Source organism: Rhodoferax potami (assembly GCF_032193765.1).
Classification (GTDB): domain Bacteria; phylum Pseudomonadota; class Gammaproteobacteria; order Burkholderiales; family Burkholderiaceae_C; genus Allorhodoferax; species Allorhodoferax potami.
Window position 1 is genome coordinate 1716124 of the sequence record NZ_JAVBIJ010000001.1, and the last position, 16296, is coordinate 1732419.

Sequence of the window (16296 nt, forward strand, 5' to 3'; positions counted from 1 at the left end):
CAACTCTGTCACACGATTTCCTTCCCATTTCTCTCATTCACCGAGGCATGCGTTTGCTGCGCCACCGGCACTGCGGCGGCGCTGCGCTTGGTCGACAACTTCCAATGCGCTCCCAACAGCCGCATGCCGCGCACACGCTTGGTCGCCACCACGAAATACGCGGCGCCAAAAATCGGCCATGACCTCGGCCCGACGCGGTCCATCCAGGCAAATCGCCTTAGCCAATCCGCAGACTCCACCGCAGGGCGGTAACAACCAAATCGGCCGACCTCCACCTCAAAACTCAACAAGCGCAACCAATCCCGCAAACGCCAGTAGCCAATCAAGTCACCCCACTCAGGTAAAAAAACCTGACCCCAGCCCGCGCGGTGGTACCAGCAGCTTCGCCGTTGGCGCAAGCCCCACAGACTCACAGGATTCAAGCCACAAATCACCACTTTGCCCTCTGGAACCAAGACGCGCTCCACCTCGCGCAGTGTGGCGTGCGGATCCGGACTGAACTCCAAGGCATGGGGCAGGATCACAAGATCAAGGCTGTTCGCGGGGAAAGGCAGGGCCGTAAAGTCGGAGTGAAACGCGACGACCCCATATCGGGGATCCGGCCCTGCGGTGGCAAGCCATCGATGCGGCATGCGATTGAGCTGCAATGCCTGAAGCTCCGGCACGCCCAACTGCAAAGCATGGTAGCCAAAAAGGTCTGCAACCGCCTCATCCAGTTGCGCCTGCTCCCATTCCAGCAGATAGCTGCCTGCCGGAGACTTGAACCATTCCTGCAAACCTATAATTTGATCGCTCATGACCTTGCTACCACTACCCGCTTTCACTGACAACTACATCTGGATGTTGCACAACGGGCATGACGCACTGGTGGTAGACCCGGGGGACGCGCAACCTGTGCTGGAGGCCCTGCAACGCAACTCCCTGACGTTGCGCTGCATTCTAGTCACCCATCACCATGCCGACCATACCGGCGGCGTGAATGTTTTGCGCGAAGCCACCGGAGCCCGTGTCTACGGGCCGGCGCGTGAAAAAATGCCGGAGCCGATTGAACGCCTGAGTGACGGAGATCAAGTATTCGCTCTTGGGATAAATTTCACAGTGATGGATGTGCCCGGACACACCAGCGGACATATCGCTTTTTTCGCCAGTCCTTCAGGCGAACCTCCTTTGCTTTTTTGTGGCGACACCTTGTTCAGCGGAGGTTGCGGCCGCTTGTTCGAAGGAACGCCCGCACAAATGTTGGAGTCTTTAAGTCGCTTGGCAGACTTGCCCCCCGAGACACGGGTTTGCTGCACCCATGAGTACACTTTGAGTAACTTGCGCTTTGCCCGGGTTGTCGAACCTGGCAACGAAGCGATCGCAGAGTACCAAACCCATTGCCAGCAATTGCGCAACGCCGGTCAGCCCACACTCCCGAGCACCATTGCCCGGGAACGGCTAATCAACCCTTTTTTACGCACTCACTTGGACAGCGTCATGCACGAAGTCATCAGGCATGACGCCCAAGGAGTCTCCGCAGAGGGCGTTTTTGCCACTCTGCGCCAATGGAAAAACAATTTTTAATGATCCGTTTTCACCTATTTGCAGTGGGTGTCGTCGCCCTCCTATCAGGATGTGCAGGCACACTCAACAGCCCGATGCCACAAGACGGGCTGCACTCACCGGCTCCATCTCCCGCCGCAAGTAATGCTGCGCAAGCCACTCCTAACGATCCAAACAACCTGATCCTGCGTCCGAGTCGAGAAATTGCACGCCCTGGCGCCCCCATCAAGGCGCCGCCGGCTGCCAGCACAGCTCGGCCGGGCGAGACGGTTCCACTGACCTCGATAGAGCTCGGAAGAAGCTCCCGGAGCGTGGCTGCCGTTGCCCCTCCTGTAGACCTGTGGGAGCGTATCCGCCGCGGCTACGGCATGAATGACCTCCAAAGCGAACTGGTACAAGACCGGGAGGTCTGGTACTCCCGTCGCCCTGACTACATCTTCCGGATGACAGAGCGCTCCAAAAAATACCTGTTCCACATCGTGGAGGAATTGGAAGTCCGCAACATGCCGACGGAGTTGGCCCTGCTGCCGTTTATTGAAAGTGCCTTCAACCCCCAAGCCGTGTCCAGCGCCAAAGCGGCTGGTATGTGGCAATTCATGCCTGCCACCGGCAAATATTTCGAACTGAAGCAAAACAGCTTCCGGGATGACCGGCGCGACGTACTCGCCTCCACGCGTGCTGCGCTGGACTACCTGCAAAAGCTCCACCGCATGTTCGGCGACTGGCATTTGGCGCTCGCCGCCTACAACTGGGGCGAAGGTAGCGTGTCACGGGCGATTGCAAAAAATCAGCGCGCGGGCTTGCCAACGGGTTACCCCGACCTCAACATGCCCATGGAAACCCGCTTTTACGTGCCCAAACTCCAAGCGGTCAAGAACATTGTGTCGAACCCGGCGCAATTCAATTCCAAGCTTCCCCTGATTGAAAACCACCCCTATTTTCAAAGCGTGACAATCCGGCGCGACATCGACGTTGCGCTGGCAGCCAGGCTTGCCGAGGTCAGCGTGGACGATTTCAAAGCCTTGAACCCGTCGCTGAATCGCCCTGTCATCTTGGCCGCCGGCACCCCGCAAATTCTTTTGCCTTGGGACAATGCAGAGGTTTTCCAATCGAACCTGGAGAGCTACAGCGGGCGCCTTGCCAGCTGGACAGCCTGGGTGGTCCCCAGCACCATGCGCCCGGCCGAGGTTGCGAAAAAAGTGGGCATGAGCGAGTCCGACCTGCGCAGCATGAACAACATCCCGCCCCGAATGGTCGTCAGGGCAGGCTCCACTCTGTTGGTACCGCGCAGTCACCAGATGCCAGACGTGCCCATCAAGGTGGCAGACAACAGCCAACTGTCTGTCGCCCCCGAGATCGTACTGAAGCGGGTCTCCGTCAAAGCCGGTAAAAACGATACGGTGGCCAGCATTGCCCGCCGCTACAAAACCAATCCCGCGCAAGTCGCAGAGTGGAACAAGGTATCTGCCAGTGCCCGCTTCAAGCCGGGTCAGTCTGTTATGTTGATGCTGCCGCCACAGGCTAAAAGTACCAAAGCAGCGCCTACTACCTCGAAGGCGGCAAAGCCCGCTGCGGCAAAGTCAAAAGCAAGCAGCGGCCAAAAGGCCGCCAAGCCCAGCACACCCGCAAAAAAAGGGGCCACGAAGGCCCCGAGCAAAAAGCAGGGATAAGCGCTTAGCGGTAGCCGACCAACAAGATACCGACGTTCACTGCCAAGGCGGCAAACCACACCGCTGAGCGCAAGTTGCCCATGCCTGCGACATACATCATGATGTAGAGCAAGCGCAGGACAATGAACAGAAATGCCAGCACGTCCAACCGGGCTTGCGGGGCGCCGAGTTGGTGGGCAATGATGACCGCGCCAATAAAAAAGGGCAGCGCTTCGAAACTGTTAGCCTGGGCACCGTTGGCACGGGCCCGCCAATCGGTCTGGCGCGCCAACCACTCGCGGGGATTCACGTTGTCGTAGCCGCCTTTGCTGCGGGCTACTCCGATCCGGCCGGACTTGGCAATTCCGGCACATACGATGGGCAAAAGCGCCGCAATCAGAACACACCAATAAGCGACGGTGAAGTGGGCGAATTGCATGAACAAACTGTCTTTCAAATGAATTTAAAAATGCGCTAGCGTCGGTCTACCAGCGCGTGGGCGATGGTGCCCAGGTCCACATATTCCAGCTCACTGCCCACCGGTACACCGCGTGCCAGCCGGGTCGGGCGCAAGCCGCGAGCCTTGAGTCCTTCGGCGATCACATAGGCGGTGGCCTCCCCCTCTGCGGTGAAGTTGGTCGCCAGGATCACCTCTTGTACCAAGCCATCGCAAGCACGGTCAAAAAGCTTTTTAAAACCTAAGTCGTTGGGTCCAACGCCATCCAGGGGGCTGAGCTTGCCCATCAACACAAAGTAGAGGCCTTTGTAGGCGCCGGTGCGCTCCATCGCACTCTGGTCCGCAGGCGTTTCCACCACACAGAGCTGCGTGCGGTCGCGGCGATCGTCGAGACAGGTGGCGCATACAGCATCTTGCGTGAAGGTATGGCACCGCTCGCAGTGGTGCACCGCGTCCGCCGCCTCTTTCAAAGCCCTGGAGAGAAACTGCGCGGCAGGCCGGTCGTGCTGCAACAGGTGGAAAGCCATGCGCTGCGCTGACTTCACGCCCACGCCCGGCAAGCCGCGCAGGGCCTGGATCAAGGTGTCAAGGGCGTTCAGGTCAGACATGCGGTGCGGCGCCGATGATTAGAACGGGAACTTCATACCGCCGGGCAAACCGGGCATGCTGGCTGTGATCTTGCCCATTTTTTCAGCAGACGTTTCTTCCGCCTTGCGCACTGCGGCATTGAAGGCGGCAGCCACCAAATCTTCGAGCATGTCTTTGTCGTCCGCCAGCAGGCTAGGGTCAATCGCAATGCGCTTCACGTCATGCTTGCACGTCATGGTGACTTTGACCAGCCCAGCGCCGGACTCGCCGGTCACTTCGATATTGCCCAACTCGTCCTGGGCCTTTTTCATGTTGTCTTGCATGGTCTGGGCTTGTTTCATCAGGCCTGCGAGTTGTCCTTTGTTGAACATGGTTTTCCTTAAAAAGAGTTGGATTGAAAATGGGGAGGCCGCTTACAGCGGCTTGATAGAGCCGGGCACAATCTTGGCGCCGAAGTCGCGCATCATGGCCTGTACAAATGGTTCCTGCAGGATTATCTGCTCCGCGGCGTGTTGCTTTTCCGCCGTGGCCGCCGCGTTGCGCCGCGCAGGGCTATCCACCACCCGGCCGACCTCGATGGCAAGTTGCACCGGATAGCCAGCGGTGTGCAAGGCCTGCGTCAAACGCTCCCGGGTGCTGGCCTGGTTCAAAGACTCCCGCTCGAGCCGGAGGTGCCACTGGTCGGTGTCACGCGCTATCAGTTGCGACTGCAAAGCCAGGACCCGCACCATCGCGGTGATCGCCTCCGTCGCAATCAAGTGCTGCACCGTTTGATGCCAGAAATCACCTTCTTCGGTCGGCTCAAAGCCGACCGCAGCCGGGGGCTCATCCAGCGAGCTTTCCTGAATTTCCTGCACGGGTATCGCTACAATTTTTGTAGCTACTGGCGCGCTATTCAACGGGGCTAGAGGCGCATTTTGGTCATAATCTTCGTCAACATCATCGACCCACGGCGCCTCATAGGCATCGTCCTCTGCGGGGTCTATGTCCACGATGTCTTCGTTGTCCGAGGAATCGATCGTCGCAGATACGGGACTGCTGTCACGCACCGCGAGCACCTGCCCCGGGGGAATCACTGAAGGCGTTGCTGCAAAAGCTGTAGAGGCTGGAGCCGCCCCCGCAGGCGCCAATACAGGCGAATGAGCCGGTACCGGCGCATCCTCCCAAGGCTGGACAACCACCTTGCTTGGAGGCGGAGTTGCAGATCGGCCAGGCGGCAACTCAGCAGCCGGGGACGCTGCAGGCGTCTGCAGTTGTGGAGCAGGTACCACACGAACGGGGATGGCAGGCGCCACAGCAGCGGGCACCGGTGCTGCCGAGGCTACAGGTACCGAAGAAACTACGGGTGCCACTACAGCTGCGGCTGCAGGCACTGGCACTGCCGGGCGTTCAGGAATCGCTAGAGTTTTTTTTTCAGCCGCGGGCTTGAAGGCCAACAAACGGAGCAAGACCATCGTCAACGCTGCGTATTCATCAGGAGCCAAACCCAGATCCGCACGGCCATGCAGGCACATGCTGTAGAGCAACTGGGTCTCGTCTGCCGGCATCGCCTGGGCCAGGCGGGCAGTTTCGGCAGCCTCCGGATCGCTGTCGTCCAAGCCGGAATGCCCGGTGGCTTGTGCCACCGCCATCCGCTGCAGCACCGAGGACATTTCCTCCAGGGTAGAGGCCGCACTCAATCCATTCATCCGCAGGGTTTCGCAGGTGTCGACCACCGTTTTCCCGTCACCGGCCGCTAGCGCCTCAATCAGGCGGAACACGTAAGAGCGGTCCACGCTGCCCAACATCTGGCGCACCGCAGCCTCTTGCAACTGCCCGGAGCCAAATGCAATCGCCTGGTCGGTGAGACTCAGGGCATCACGCATGGAGCCGCGCGCCGCACGGGCCAACAGGCGCAGGGCCTGGGTTTCGGAGTGCACTTGCTCGACATCCAGCACTTTGGTCAAGTGCTCGCGGATGGTTTCCGGCGCCATGGGGCGCAGGTTGAACTGCAGACAGCGCGACAACACGGTCACCGGCACTTTTTGCGGGTCGGTGGTGGCCAACACGAACTTGAGGTACTCGGGCGGCTCTTCGAGCGTCTTCAACATCGCGTTGAACGCGGTGTTGGTGAGCATGTGCACCTCGTCGATCATGAAAACCTTGAAGCGCCCTTGCACCGGTTTGTAAACCGCTTGCTCCAGCAAGGCCTGCACTTCATCGACGCCACGATTGGACGCCGCGTCGAGCTCGGTGTAATCGACAAAACGGCCGCTATCGATGTCGGTACATGCTTGGCACACGCCACACGGGGTCGCCGTGATACCGCCCTGCCCGTCAGCACCTTGGCAATTCAAGGATTTGGCCAGAATGCGGGAAACGGTGGTTTTGCCGACACCACGCGTGCCGGTAAACAGATACGCGTGATGCAGACGCTGCGTCGTCAGTGCGTTGGTCAAGGCCTGCACCACGTGGTCCTGCCCTACCATTTCTGTGAAATTGCGGGGGCGGTACTTGCGGGCGAGCACGAGATAAGACATGAGGGGATTCTAAGGTCTCGGCAGGGTTACAATAGTCGCTGACGGGCCTTCCCGCATGGTGAAGCGGCCAACCGGGTCAGGTGGGGAACCAAGCAGCCCTAACTGTGGAGCCAGTGCCGGGGTCAGGCTCGTCAACTACCCTTTCTTAAACTCAGTCGGCCACGCCACCATGGTTTTGGGTTTCCTGCGATGGGCCCTTGCCCTTTGTGTTGTACTGAGCGGGTCTGCAGGTGCCCAACCTGCCGGCGTTTCTGCCACGCTCCCCGTTATTCCCCTCACTGCCGACAGCCCGACCTCCGTGGACATCGGCGCGAATGTGGCCTATCTGCTGGATGACAGCCGCCAGCTCCAACTCGATCAAGCCATGGCGGAGGGCCAGCCTTGGATGCCGGTGGCCCGCACCATCCCGAACTTCGGCTTTACCAACCATGCGTACTGGTTCCGCTTGGTACTGGACAACCAGACGGCCAAGCCCATGGCACGCGTTCTGGAACTACCGCGCCCCTTCTTGGATGACGTGCGGTTGTTTCACCTGTCGGAGGGCCGCATGGTCAACCGCTATGCGCTGGGCGATGAGCAGCCTTATGTGCAACGGGCGGTCCAGCACCAAAACTTTGTGATGCCGCTGAACTTGGAGCCCGGGCGCAACCTCTTGGTGCTGCGGATCGCATCGAGTGGCACGGTAGAAGCCCCACTGCGCCTGTGGCAGCCGGCGGCATTCTATGAAGCATCTGCCCTCGGGCACCTGATGTCAGGCGCCGTGTTCGGCATGTTGGTGGTGATGATTGTTTACAACTTGTTTGTGTATCTCTCCACCCGCGACCGGAGCTACCTGCACTACATCTTCTTTGTCGCCAGCTACCTCATGTTTTGGGGAACGCTCAATGGCTATGCATTTGCCTATGTGTGGCCCGAAGCGATTCGCTGGAACAGTGTGGCAGTTCCGGTGGCCATTGCGAGCGCTTGCTTGTCGGCCAGCCTGTTTGCCGCGAGCTTTTTGAAGCTGGAGCGCTTTTCGCCGACCACCCACCGGCTGGTGATGGGCATGGCTTGGATCAGCGTGGGCCTGATATTGAGCGCGTTTGTGCTGCCCTACAGCTGGGTGATCCGGGTCACGTCGGGTTTCATCTTGGTGGTGTCCGTTGCCGCACTCTCGATCGGCTATTGGCGTTGGTGGCTGGGCGCGCGGTTCGCCCGCTTTTATTGCCTGTCGTGGACCGCACTTTTTGTGGGGGTCAGCGTGCTGACCATCAGTAAATTCGGCTGGCTGCCGAGCAACTTTCTCGTCGACAACGCCTCGCAAATCGGTATCTTGATGCTGGTGGTGCTGCTGTCGCTCACCTTGGCCGACCGGATCAACACCGACCGCGGCCTGCGGATTGATGCTCAAAGCGCGGCGCTCGCGCACGCCAAAAAAGCCCGCGCCTCGCAGCAGGCCTTGCTCGACGCCACCGCCGACGCGAACCGTGCACTGGAAGAGCGGGTGCGCGAGCGCACCACCGAGCTGAACCTGACCCTCGATCAGCTGCGCCTGGCCAACGAGCAATTGCAGCGCCTCTCCATGACAGACAGCCTGACCCAGGTCGGCAACCGGGCGTTTTTCGACCAGTCTCTGGTCACCGAGCACAAGCGCGCCAGCCGCTTGAAGCAACCACTGGCCCTGGTACTGCTGGACATTGACCACTTCAAAGCCATCAACGACACCTATGGCCACCCCGCGGGCGATGCCTGTTTACAGGCGCTGGCGCAGCTCATGCGGCAACAAGTGCAGCGCGCCGGCGATTTGCTGGCCCGCTACGGCGGCGAGGAATTTGTGGTGCTACTGATCAACAGCACCCTGGGCGACGCGCTGGAGCTGGCCGAAGAATTCAGGTCCGATATAGCAGCGTTGGAAGTGCCATTTGAAGGCCGCACCCTGCGCTTTACCGCCAGCTTCGGCGTCGCCAGTGCGGTCCCCGACATGCTGTTCACGCCCTCGCAATTCGTGGGCGATGCGGACCGCGCGCTCTACGAGGCCAAGCACAGCGGCCGCAACTGTGTGCGGGCCGCATCTCCCCGGCTGCGCAAGACCGAGGCCACTGACTCGGTCTGAGCCCCGGCCACAGACACGGCCCTAATTGCTATTAAATCAGGAGCTACTAGCGCAGGTAAATCCTGCGCCAACGGCACTTTTTATGCTGAACGCAGGTATTCCACTACGCCCTGCCCCGCCGCCTTGCCACTGGCAAAACAGGCTTGCAACAGATAGCCCCCGGTAGGAGCTTCCCAGTCCAGCATTTCGCCGGCGCAGAACACGCCGGGGAGTTGCTCCAGCATCAGCTGCGGTGTCAGCACCTCAAACAACACTCCACCGGCGGTGCTGATGGCCTCGTCAATCGGGCGTGCTGCCTGCAGGGTAATGGGCAGCGCTTTGATGGCAGCAGCCAGTTGCACAGGATCGTTGACCGCCTCTTTGCCTAGGCGCTCGTACAGCATGGCGGCTTTGATGCCTTCCAGGTGCAGGCGGCTCTTCAGGTGGCTGCTCAGGGAGCGGGTGCCACGCGGGTGGCGCACCTCAGCCAACACCTTTTCGGCAGACATATCGGGCAAGAGATCGAGATGGATCGTGGCGCTGCCGGTGCGTAATATGTCGTCGCGGAGCAAGGCCGAGGCAGCGTAGATCAAGCTGCCTTCCACGCCGGTGGCAGTGGCCACAAACTCGCCCTTGCGCTGAAACGCAACACCGTTCGCATGGCTGACCGAGATGGCCACCGATTTGAACGGTTGCCCGGCAAACTTGTCGCTGAAAAACGGGGTCCAACCGCCTTGCACATCAAAACCGCAGTTAGCGGGCAGCAACGGCGCGACCGCCACACCCTTGGCGGCCAACAAGGGCACCCAGGCACCGTTGGAACCCAGCCGCGCCCAGCTGCCGCCGCCTAAGGCCAGCACCACGGCACGGGCGTGCACAAGCCGCTGCCCGGACGGCGTCTCGAACACCAGTGCGGAGGTGGCCTGGCCTGCTGCTGCATCGGTCCAACCGGTCCAGCGGTGGCGCATATGAAACTGCACCCCGTGACCCTCTGCCGGGTGGCGCAGCCGGTGCAACCAGGCCCGCAGCAGGGGCGCTGCTTTCATGTCCACCGGAAACACCCGGCCGGAACTGCCCACAAATGTCTCCACCCCCAGCGATTCGGCCCAGGCGCGCAAGCCGGTGGCATCGAGCCCGGCCAGCAAAGATTCGATGGCGCTGCGGCGCGCTCCATAGCGGCCGGCAAAAGTATCAGCCCCCTCGGAGTGGGTCAGGTTCAGCCCCCCCTTGCCCGCCAGCAGGAACTTGCGGCCCACCGAGGGCATGGCGTCAAACACATGGGCGGCAACGCCGGCATCGCACAGCACCTGTGCAGCCATCAAGCCGGCCGGCCCACCGCCGATGATGGCCACGTCCACCGTCAAGGGAGGCAGAGCAGAAACAGGAGCGGCGGAAGAATTCAGTTCAGTCAAAGTAGTCAATCAAAAAGTTCAATGAGTCGGCCTTGCGGCGTCAAAAAGGCAATGTGCACCTGGCTGCCCGGCTGGATCAGCTGCAGTGCGGTGCGGTACTCGCGCAGCTGGTCGCACAGATCGGGCTGGTCTTGCGGGGTGGCGGTGGACTTGAAGTCCAGCACCCACCACGCCCGGGTCGCCCGGTGTTGCACCAGGCGGTCCAGTCGCAAGGTGCGCCCCGCGTGGGCCAGCGCCACTTCGTTGGCATGCCACACCACGGACGGCCGTTGCCAGGCCCACGCTGCTTCGCCTGCGAGTATGCCTTGCGCCATGCGCTCGGCACGGGCCACATCATCCGGCCCCAAACCAAAGGCGCGTGCGACCTGGGCGCGTTGCGCTGCAGACCAACGCGACTCCGAACGCTGGGGACCTTCTTGCAGCGGCACCCACTCCAGCAGCCGGTGCATGGCCTGGCCGACCCGGGATTCGAGAGAGTCTGTTGCCTCCGCCGCAGTTTTCGCTACCAAATGTATAGCTGGTCGCGCACTATTAGCGGGCGCTACAGGCATATTTTGCTGCAAACCAAGCGACGGAAGCACTTTCAGCAAGACCTCCTTGGGCTCCGCGCCCTGCTCCACTATTTCGCCTGGCAGCCCACCGGCCGCACCTGGCTCGGGCAAGGTGCAGGCCGTGGACAAGGCCTCGAGGCGCTTCCACCAGCTGCCTTCGCGCTCACGGTGGGGCTCCACACTGGAGAGCACCAGGGTTTGGCGGGTGCGGGTCAGCGCCACATACAGCGCATTGAGCTCTTCCCGCTGCCGGGCCGCTTGCTCGATGGCCAGCGTTGCGGCTGCGCACGCAGGCGGGCGCGACTCGCTGGCCATGAACACCAGCTTGCGCGGGTAGGCGTCTTCACCGGGCCAGTCGACCAGGATGCCCATGCTCTCAGGGCGGGCGCTTTCGGCATCGGTGTCGAGCATCAGCACCAATGGGGCCTCCAGCCCTTTGGCGCCATGGATGGTCAGCAAGCGCACTGCAGCGGCGTCTGCACGCACCGGCGCTTTGTTGCCCTCTTGCCGCAAGGCCCGCACCAGGCTGTAGGCGGTGGTGTAGCGCCCGCCATCGACTTGCAGCGCCGCATTGAGCAGCGCCCGCACATTGGCCAACACACTCTCGCGCAACACCGGCGGGCTGGCCGCCGCATAGCGGGCCAGCACGGCGCCTTCTTCGTAGATGGCACTCAGCGCATCGTGCACCGGCTGGGTGAGCACGCGGGTTTGCCACTGTTGCAACTGCGCAGCTGCGGCGGCGAGCACACTGTCTGCGTGCCAAGGCGAAAGTGGCTGGCACAGCACGGCCAACCACGCAGGTACCACCGCCTCGGGGTCTGTGGCGCGGGCTTCGCTTCGGGCACGGCGGTGCGCCAGGGCCAGAGCCACCAGATCGGCATCGGTCGCCCCGAAAACCGGGGACTTGAGCACCCGCGCCAAAGACAGGTCATGGGCGGGGGACACCAACACATCTAGCAGCGCCACCAGGTCTTGCACCTCGGGCATGTCGCCGAGTTCATTTTTTTCCGGCTGCTGGGCAGGAATGCCCAAGGCGGCCAGCTCTTGTTGCATCAGCCCCAAGCGCTCGCGGCGGCGCGCCAGCACCATGATGTCTTGCGGCCGCCAAGGCCCCCCTTGAGCCACCAGCTGCCCGGCCAACCAGGCCGCGGCCTGCCGGCACTCCAGGGTTTTGATGGTGTCCTCAGCCTCGTGGCGCGGGGTGCTGAGGCTGTCTCGCCATTCGCAAGAAGCATCCTCCTCACCCTCTGCTGCCTTGGCAGCCCGCGCAATGCGCGGCAGCTTGAGCACCGCACCGGTGTCTGCAGACTCGGAGGTATGGGCCCGGTAGTCACTGAACTCGCCCGCCGCCTGCGCCCCCAGCATCGCGGTGTTGACCAGCTGGATGATGGCCTGCGCATTGCGGCGGGTATGGTCACAGCTGAGCACATCGCCTTGCAAGCCATCGCGCACAAAGTTTTTGGCCGCTTCAAACACCTGCGGCTCGGCACGCCGGAAGCGGTAAATGCTTTGCTTGGGGTCCCCCACCACAAACACCCCGGGCTTGGCACCGTTGCCGCCGTAGCCTTCCAGCCAGGCAAGCAGGGCCTGCCACTGCAGGGGGTTGGTGTCCTGAAACTCGTCAATCAGCAGGTGTTTGATGCGCGCGTCGAGCCGCTCCTGCACCCAACCGGATACGGTCTCGTCAGAGAGCAAGCGCAATGCGGTTTGCTCGAGGTCGGCCATATCAATCCAGCCGCGCTCGCGCTTAAGCGCCGCATAGTCTTGCAGCACCCCGCGGCTGAGGCGGGCCATGCGCTGCTGGTGCAGCCAGGCCTGATGCTGCTCCAGCGCAGCACGGGTGTCGACCAGCAGGGCCTGGGCCTCTCGCACGGTGGCGATGCCCACGACTTTCTCGCTGAGCTTGCGTGGGCTCCCGCTCTCGGTAAACAGTGCCTTGTAGATGCCTGCGGTATCTGCAGCGCTGAGCGCCTGCTCCAGCACTGCACCGGCTTCCACACAGGTTTTGAGCGTACTTCCGCCCAAGGCTTTGGCACTAGCCCAGAGCAACGCCTGCACCGGCTCGCTCTGGAGCCGGTCATCGGGGTGCGCCCACGCGGCCATGGCCGGAAACTGCACCGTGAAGTGCGCCACCGACGCATCGACCACGCCCTGCGCATCTGCCAACGCAAACTCGGTGCGCTTGTGGATCGCGGCCTCCAGGGCCTTCAGGGTGCCGTGCCTGCCGTAGACGGCAACGGCCTCGAGGTAGTCGGCCCGCGCTGCCTGGTCTTGCGCAATCCGGGTATGGAACCGGCGCCACACCTGGGCAATGGCTTTGGCATCGTTCTCCAGCAGCTCGTAGGTGGTGGGCAAGCCCAGCTGGTGCAGCAAGCCCAGAGGGGCGCTGCGCAACAAGGCGGCGAACCAACTGTGGAAGGTGCGCACCTGCACCGGCCGGCCGGTGGTCAGCAGCGCAGCATGCAGGCCACGCAGGGTCTGGAGCTGGGCCTCGGTGATTTCGGTGCGGACGCCGCGCAGCTGCAGCTCGCGGCGCAAGGTAGCGTCGTCCGCCTGCGCGAAGTCGCGCAGCCACTCCTGCAAGCGCTCGCGCATTTCACCGGCCGCTTTTTTGGTGAAAGTAATCGCCAGAATCTCGTGCGGGGCGGCCCCATCCAACAAGGCACGCACCATGCGCGACACCAGCATCCAGGTCTTACCGGCACCGGCACAGGCCTCGACTGCCACGCTGCGTCGCGGGTCGCAAGCCACCGCATAAAAGTCAGCCCGATCGACGTGACGGCCGTTGATTTCGTAGGCTGCATCCATCCGCGCCGTCATAAGGGACTCCAAAAATCTTTGCGGCATAGGCCCCGTGCCTGGCAATAGTCGCAGGCCGGGCCATCGCCCAAGGCGGGGAGCGCATGGCCCTCGGCCACCCGCTGCATGTCATGGGCAATACCTTCGATCAAGGCATCTCGCGCTTCCACAATATGGGTCTGCACTTGGGGCTGCGTACCCTCGCGCTCGCCGATATTGATGTAGGCCGCATGCACCGTGTCGTACGGCAACAGGGCAGCGTAGAAGGCGATTTGCGTGTCCTCCATCGGGTTCTTCACCCGCTCCCTCGTTTTCCCCAAGGGTTCGGTTTTGTAGTCCAGCACGCAAATAGCGCCCTCCGGCCCGGTATCGGTGCGGTCGATACGCCCCGCCAGGGTGACCGGCCCCACGGCCTGGGTGTGCGAGGTCTCACCACTTGCAAACGCCCAGCCTTGGCCCTCGTGTTTGCGCAACCAGACAAGATAGCCATCGCGCACGGCAGGCCAAGCGGCCGCAAAGGGTAAGAACTCGCCGTCCGGTAGTTCCATCGACGCGGTCACCGCATCTGCGGCTGACTGCAGCAGCGCGCTGCGATGCGCTGCATCGCTGGTGGGAGCAGCCTGCAATTCAGCGTGAAAGGCCGCCAACACCGCGTGCAGCCAGACGCCGAAGTCGCGCTTGTCAACCTCAGCCTCCAACTCATCAACCGAACTCAAACCCAATTGGCGCAACGCGAAAAACCGGTAAGGGCAGGTGCGCATGTCTTCATAGGCACTGGCAGACAGCTGCTTCAAAGGCAGCGCTTGCCCCTGGGGCTGCGGCGGCAACAAGGGTGCCAGGGCGATTCGCTGGTCGAGCCGGGGGTCGCTGGCTGTGTGGGCTGCCCCCTCGCCGGCCCATGACAGGCACTGCACCAGCGCGCTGGGTGCCATGTGCTCGCCGGCGTCGTCACTGGTGCGCCAGAGCACATCACACACCGGCGCCCGCAAAGCTTGCCACCAGGCGGCGCGCAACCGGGCTTCCAGCACTGCGCGGGAAGGCAATCCCAAAGCCTCGCGTTGTGCAGGTGTCCAAACCCCGGGCGGCTCGGGAGAAGGGTTCAAGCGCACCTCGTCGCACCCGGCCAACACTACCGCGGCAAACGGGCGGGCCAGCATCTGACTCATGGGGAGAATGACTACCTGCTCTTCGTCCGGGTATGCCGGCTGAAAGCTTTGCGACTCCAGAACCTGATTCACCCAGGCGGTGAAGTCGCTGGCATCCAAACGGGTGCCCGCCCACAGGGCGGCATCCAAATAATCAGCCCACACCTGCGGCTCCGCAGGTAACAAGCGCAGGGCGGCCAGCATGACGGCGCCCGCTTCATCGGCTTGCAGCGCATTCCACGCGTCGGTGGCGTGGAGTGCTGCCTGCAGTGCAGCCAGCCAGGCCGGCAATGGGCGATTGCCCGACAAGGTGCTGCGCACCGACTCGATACGGCTACACAAGCCCTGCAATGCCGGTACTTTTTGCACCGGCGGGCAGCTCACCGCGTGCCGCCAGTCGCGGATCTGGGCGCGGCGCAGCACCTGCTCCAGCGCCGGCATCTCTGGGGCAAAGGCGGGGGCGAGTTTGAAAGCGTTCAGCACCTCGTCCGTGCTGGCATTCCAGGCCGCTGCGCGCAACAAGGCCATCAGCCCGGCACCGGCCAGGCTGGTGGAGAGCTTCCAACCATTTTCATCCCGCATGGCAATGCCAGCTGCCTCCAGCATGGCGCGCATGCGGCGGGTCAAGGCCCTGTCAGACGACACCAGGGCAACGGGGTAGCGATCGGCCAGCACGTGAGCTACGGCACACGCCGCGGCCCGCTGGGCCTCGTCTTCTGCATCGGCGCAGGCATGCAGCTGCCACAGGCTGTCGGCCTGCGGTATCGCGCTACCTTGAGCCGCTTCGTCGTGGATCGATTCGTCCAGCCGGAAAAGCTGCGCTTTGTCGCCCCAGTGCGCCTGCAAGGCGGCCGCCAAAGGGTCGGCTGAAATGCCCTGGACCCAAGCCACCGCGTCCCATGGCTCCAAGACGTCCGGGGCAAACAGCCCATCGGTGTTGTAAGCCGACACGGCGGCCCACTCGACAGCAACCCGCATGACCTGTGCCTCCCAGGCCACGGCCTGGGACTCCATACCGATCCCGACTGCGCTTCGGGCACTGGCGGCCCAGGCCGATCGACCTTGCGGGCCCGCCGCCGCCGCCCAGGGGGCTAGCTGCTGGGCGGTCTGGGCCAGCAAGTCCGCCAAAGAAGCGCGGTCGGCCATGCCGCTGTGGACCAATAGCTGCTGGGCAGTCAGGCTGTCGAGCGCCATGTCGTGGCTGATATCAGTGGCTTGCAGCTCTGCCACGCCCAAAGAGGCCAGCCAGTTCGATGTGGTCTCAAACCGGGGCGCAAAGCCTTGGGGGTAACGGTCAGACCACAAGCGCCGCGCGAGCGGCAAGAGCTGGGCATAAGGCAGCAACACCAGCGTGCGGCCGGGGTGGGCGCTGCAGGCCTGCATCCAGATGGCGAGACGGTCCAACAAGCCCATCTCAGGCGCGCACCACAGGGCCATAGCCGGATGGGTGGGTGGATAAGAAAAGGCCCGCAGCCCACGGGCTGCATCGTTTTTGGCTATGGATTCGATAGCCGGCGGGGCATCATGGGGGGGCTTGGTTTCTGTCACAATGCCGCAACTTTA

At 62.5% G+C, this 16296-nt stretch carries 11 protein-coding genes and 1 other RNA gene; 4 read left to right on the forward strand and 8 right to left on the reverse strand.

Annotated elements, in window-relative coordinates; translation table 11 throughout:
- Nucleotides 1-8 precede the first annotated feature (8 nt).
- Nucleotides 9-797 carry a class I SAM-dependent methyltransferase gene (locus tag RAE21_RS08160; protein WP_313880936.1) on the reverse strand — a complete coding sequence of 263 codons (789 nt, stop codon included), beginning with the start codon at nucleotides 795-797 and terminating at the stop codon, nucleotides 9-11.
- Here RAE21_RS08160 and gloB point away from each other — a divergent pair.
- Nucleotides 796-1563, forward strand: coding sequence for a hydroxyacylglutathione hydrolase (gene gloB, locus RAE21_RS08165; RefSeq protein ID WP_313880937.1), 768 nt, complete (start codon nucleotides 796-798; stop codon nucleotides 1561-1563). The genes RAE21_RS08160 and gloB overlap by 2 nt on opposite strands.
- Nucleotides 1563-3212 (forward strand): transglycosylase SLT domain-containing protein, encoded by a 1650-nt coding sequence (locus RAE21_RS08170; protein WP_313880938.1) that lies wholly within the window; start codon nucleotides 1563-1565, stop codon nucleotides 3210-3212. The genes gloB and RAE21_RS08170 overlap by 1 nt, the downstream gene beginning before the upstream one ends.
- Nucleotides 3213-3216: 4 nt before the next feature.
- Here RAE21_RS08170 and RAE21_RS08175 read toward each other — a convergent pair whose 3' ends face one another.
- From RAE21_RS08175 to dnaX, 4 genes are read right to left on the reverse strand one after another with little or no spacing between them, the layout of a single operon-like run.
- Nucleotides 3217-3630: an MAPEG family protein gene (locus tag RAE21_RS08175; RefSeq protein WP_313875839.1), complete on the reverse strand. Its 414-nt coding sequence runs from the start codon at nucleotides 3628-3630 to the stop codon at nucleotides 3217-3219.
- 35 nt (nucleotides 3631-3665) lie between these two features.
- Nucleotides 3666-4256, reverse strand: a complete 591-nt coding sequence (gene recR, locus RAE21_RS08180) for a recombination mediator RecR (protein WP_313875838.1) — start codon at nucleotides 4254-4256, stop codon at nucleotides 3666-3668.
- Nucleotides 4257-4274: 18 nt separating this feature from the next.
- Nucleotides 4275-4607 carry a YbaB/EbfC family nucleoid-associated protein gene (locus RAE21_RS08185; protein ID WP_313875837.1) on the reverse strand — a complete coding sequence of 111 codons (333 nt, stop codon included), beginning with the start codon at nucleotides 4605-4607 and terminating at the stop codon, nucleotides 4275-4277.
- Between the two features lie 42 nt (nucleotides 4608-4649).
- Entirely contained in the window at nucleotides 4650-6755 is a 2106-nt protein-coding gene (dnaX, locus tag RAE21_RS08190) for a DNA polymerase III subunit gamma/tau (RefSeq protein ID WP_313880939.1), read from the reverse strand.
- A 40-nt stretch (nucleotides 6756-6795) separates the two neighbouring features.
- Between dnaX and ffs the strand changes: the two genes are divergently transcribed.
- Both ffs and RAE21_RS08200 read left to right on the forward strand, forming a co-directional pair.
- Nucleotides 6796-6891: signal recognition particle sRNA small type (gene ffs / locus RAE21_RS08195), an RNA gene on the forward strand.
- A gap of 33 nt (nucleotides 6892-6924) precedes the next feature.
- The gene (locus tag RAE21_RS08200) at nucleotides 6925-8847 is read left to right on the forward strand and encodes a sensor domain-containing diguanylate cyclase (RefSeq protein WP_313880940.1); all 1923 of its coding nucleotides are present in this window, start codon (nucleotides 6925-6927) and stop codon (nucleotides 8845-8847) included.
- 80 nt (nucleotides 8848-8927) lie between these two features.
- Here RAE21_RS08200 and RAE21_RS08205 read toward each other — a convergent pair whose 3' ends face one another.
- The 3 genes from RAE21_RS08205 to RAE21_RS08215 are packed head-to-tail and all read right to left on the reverse strand — an operon-like array spanning nucleotide 8928 to nucleotide 16170.
- A complete protein-coding gene (locus RAE21_RS08205; protein WP_313882680.1) occupies nucleotides 8928-10238 on the reverse strand; it encodes a TIGR03862 family flavoprotein in 1311 nt (436 codons plus the stop codon).
- A 5-nt stretch (nucleotides 10239-10243) separates the two neighbouring features.
- Nucleotides 10244-13609, reverse strand: a complete 3366-nt coding sequence (locus RAE21_RS08210) for a UvrD-helicase domain-containing protein (RefSeq protein ID WP_313880941.1) — start codon at nucleotides 13607-13609, stop codon at nucleotides 10244-10246.
- Nucleotides 13606-16170, reverse strand: a complete 2565-nt coding sequence (locus RAE21_RS08215) for a PD-(D/E)XK nuclease family protein (RefSeq protein WP_313880942.1) — start codon at nucleotides 16168-16170, stop codon at nucleotides 13606-13608. Before RAE21_RS08215 ends, RAE21_RS08210 begins: the two co-directional genes overlap by 4 nt.
- Between the last annotated feature and the right edge of the window lie 126 nt (nucleotides 16171-16296).

Bases quoted from the DNA above. Each gene is read 5' to 3' on its own strand.
- gloB (WP_313880937.1), top strand. From the start codon at position 796: ATGACCTTGCTACCACTACCCGCTTTCACTGACAACTACATCTGGATG.
- RAE21_RS08160 (WP_313880936.1), bottom strand. From the start codon at position 797: ATGAGCGATCAAATTATAGGTTTGCAGGAATGGTTCAAGTCTCCGGCA.
- RAE21_RS08170 (WP_313880938.1), top strand. From the start codon at position 1,563: ATGATCCGTTTTCACCTATTTGCAGTGGGTGTCGTCGCCCTCCTATCA.
- RAE21_RS08175 (WP_313875839.1), bottom strand. From the start codon at position 3,630: ATGCAATTCGCCCACTTCACCGTCGCTTATTGGTGTGTTCTGATTGCG.
- recR (WP_313875838.1), bottom strand. From the start codon at position 4,256: ATGTCTGACCTGAACGCCCTTGACACCTTGATCCAGGCCCTGCGCGGC.
- RAE21_RS08185 (WP_313875837.1), bottom strand. From the start codon at position 4,607: ATGTTCAACAAAGGACAACTCGCAGGCCTGATGAAACAAGCCCAGACC.
- dnaX (WP_313880939.1), bottom strand. From the start codon at position 6,755: ATGTCTTATCTCGTGCTCGCCCGCAAGTACCGCCCCCGCAATTTCACA.
- RAE21_RS08200 (WP_313880940.1), top strand. From the start codon at position 6,925: ATGGTTTTGGGTTTCCTGCGATGGGCCCTTGCCCTTTGTGTTGTACTG.
- RAE21_RS08210 (WP_313880941.1), bottom strand. From the start codon at position 13,609: ATGACGGCGCGGATGGATGCAGCCTACGAAATCAACGGCCGTCACGTC.
- RAE21_RS08215 (WP_313880942.1), bottom strand. From the start codon at position 16,170: ATGGCCCTGTGGTGCGCGCCTGAGATGGGCTTGTTGGACCGTCTCGCC.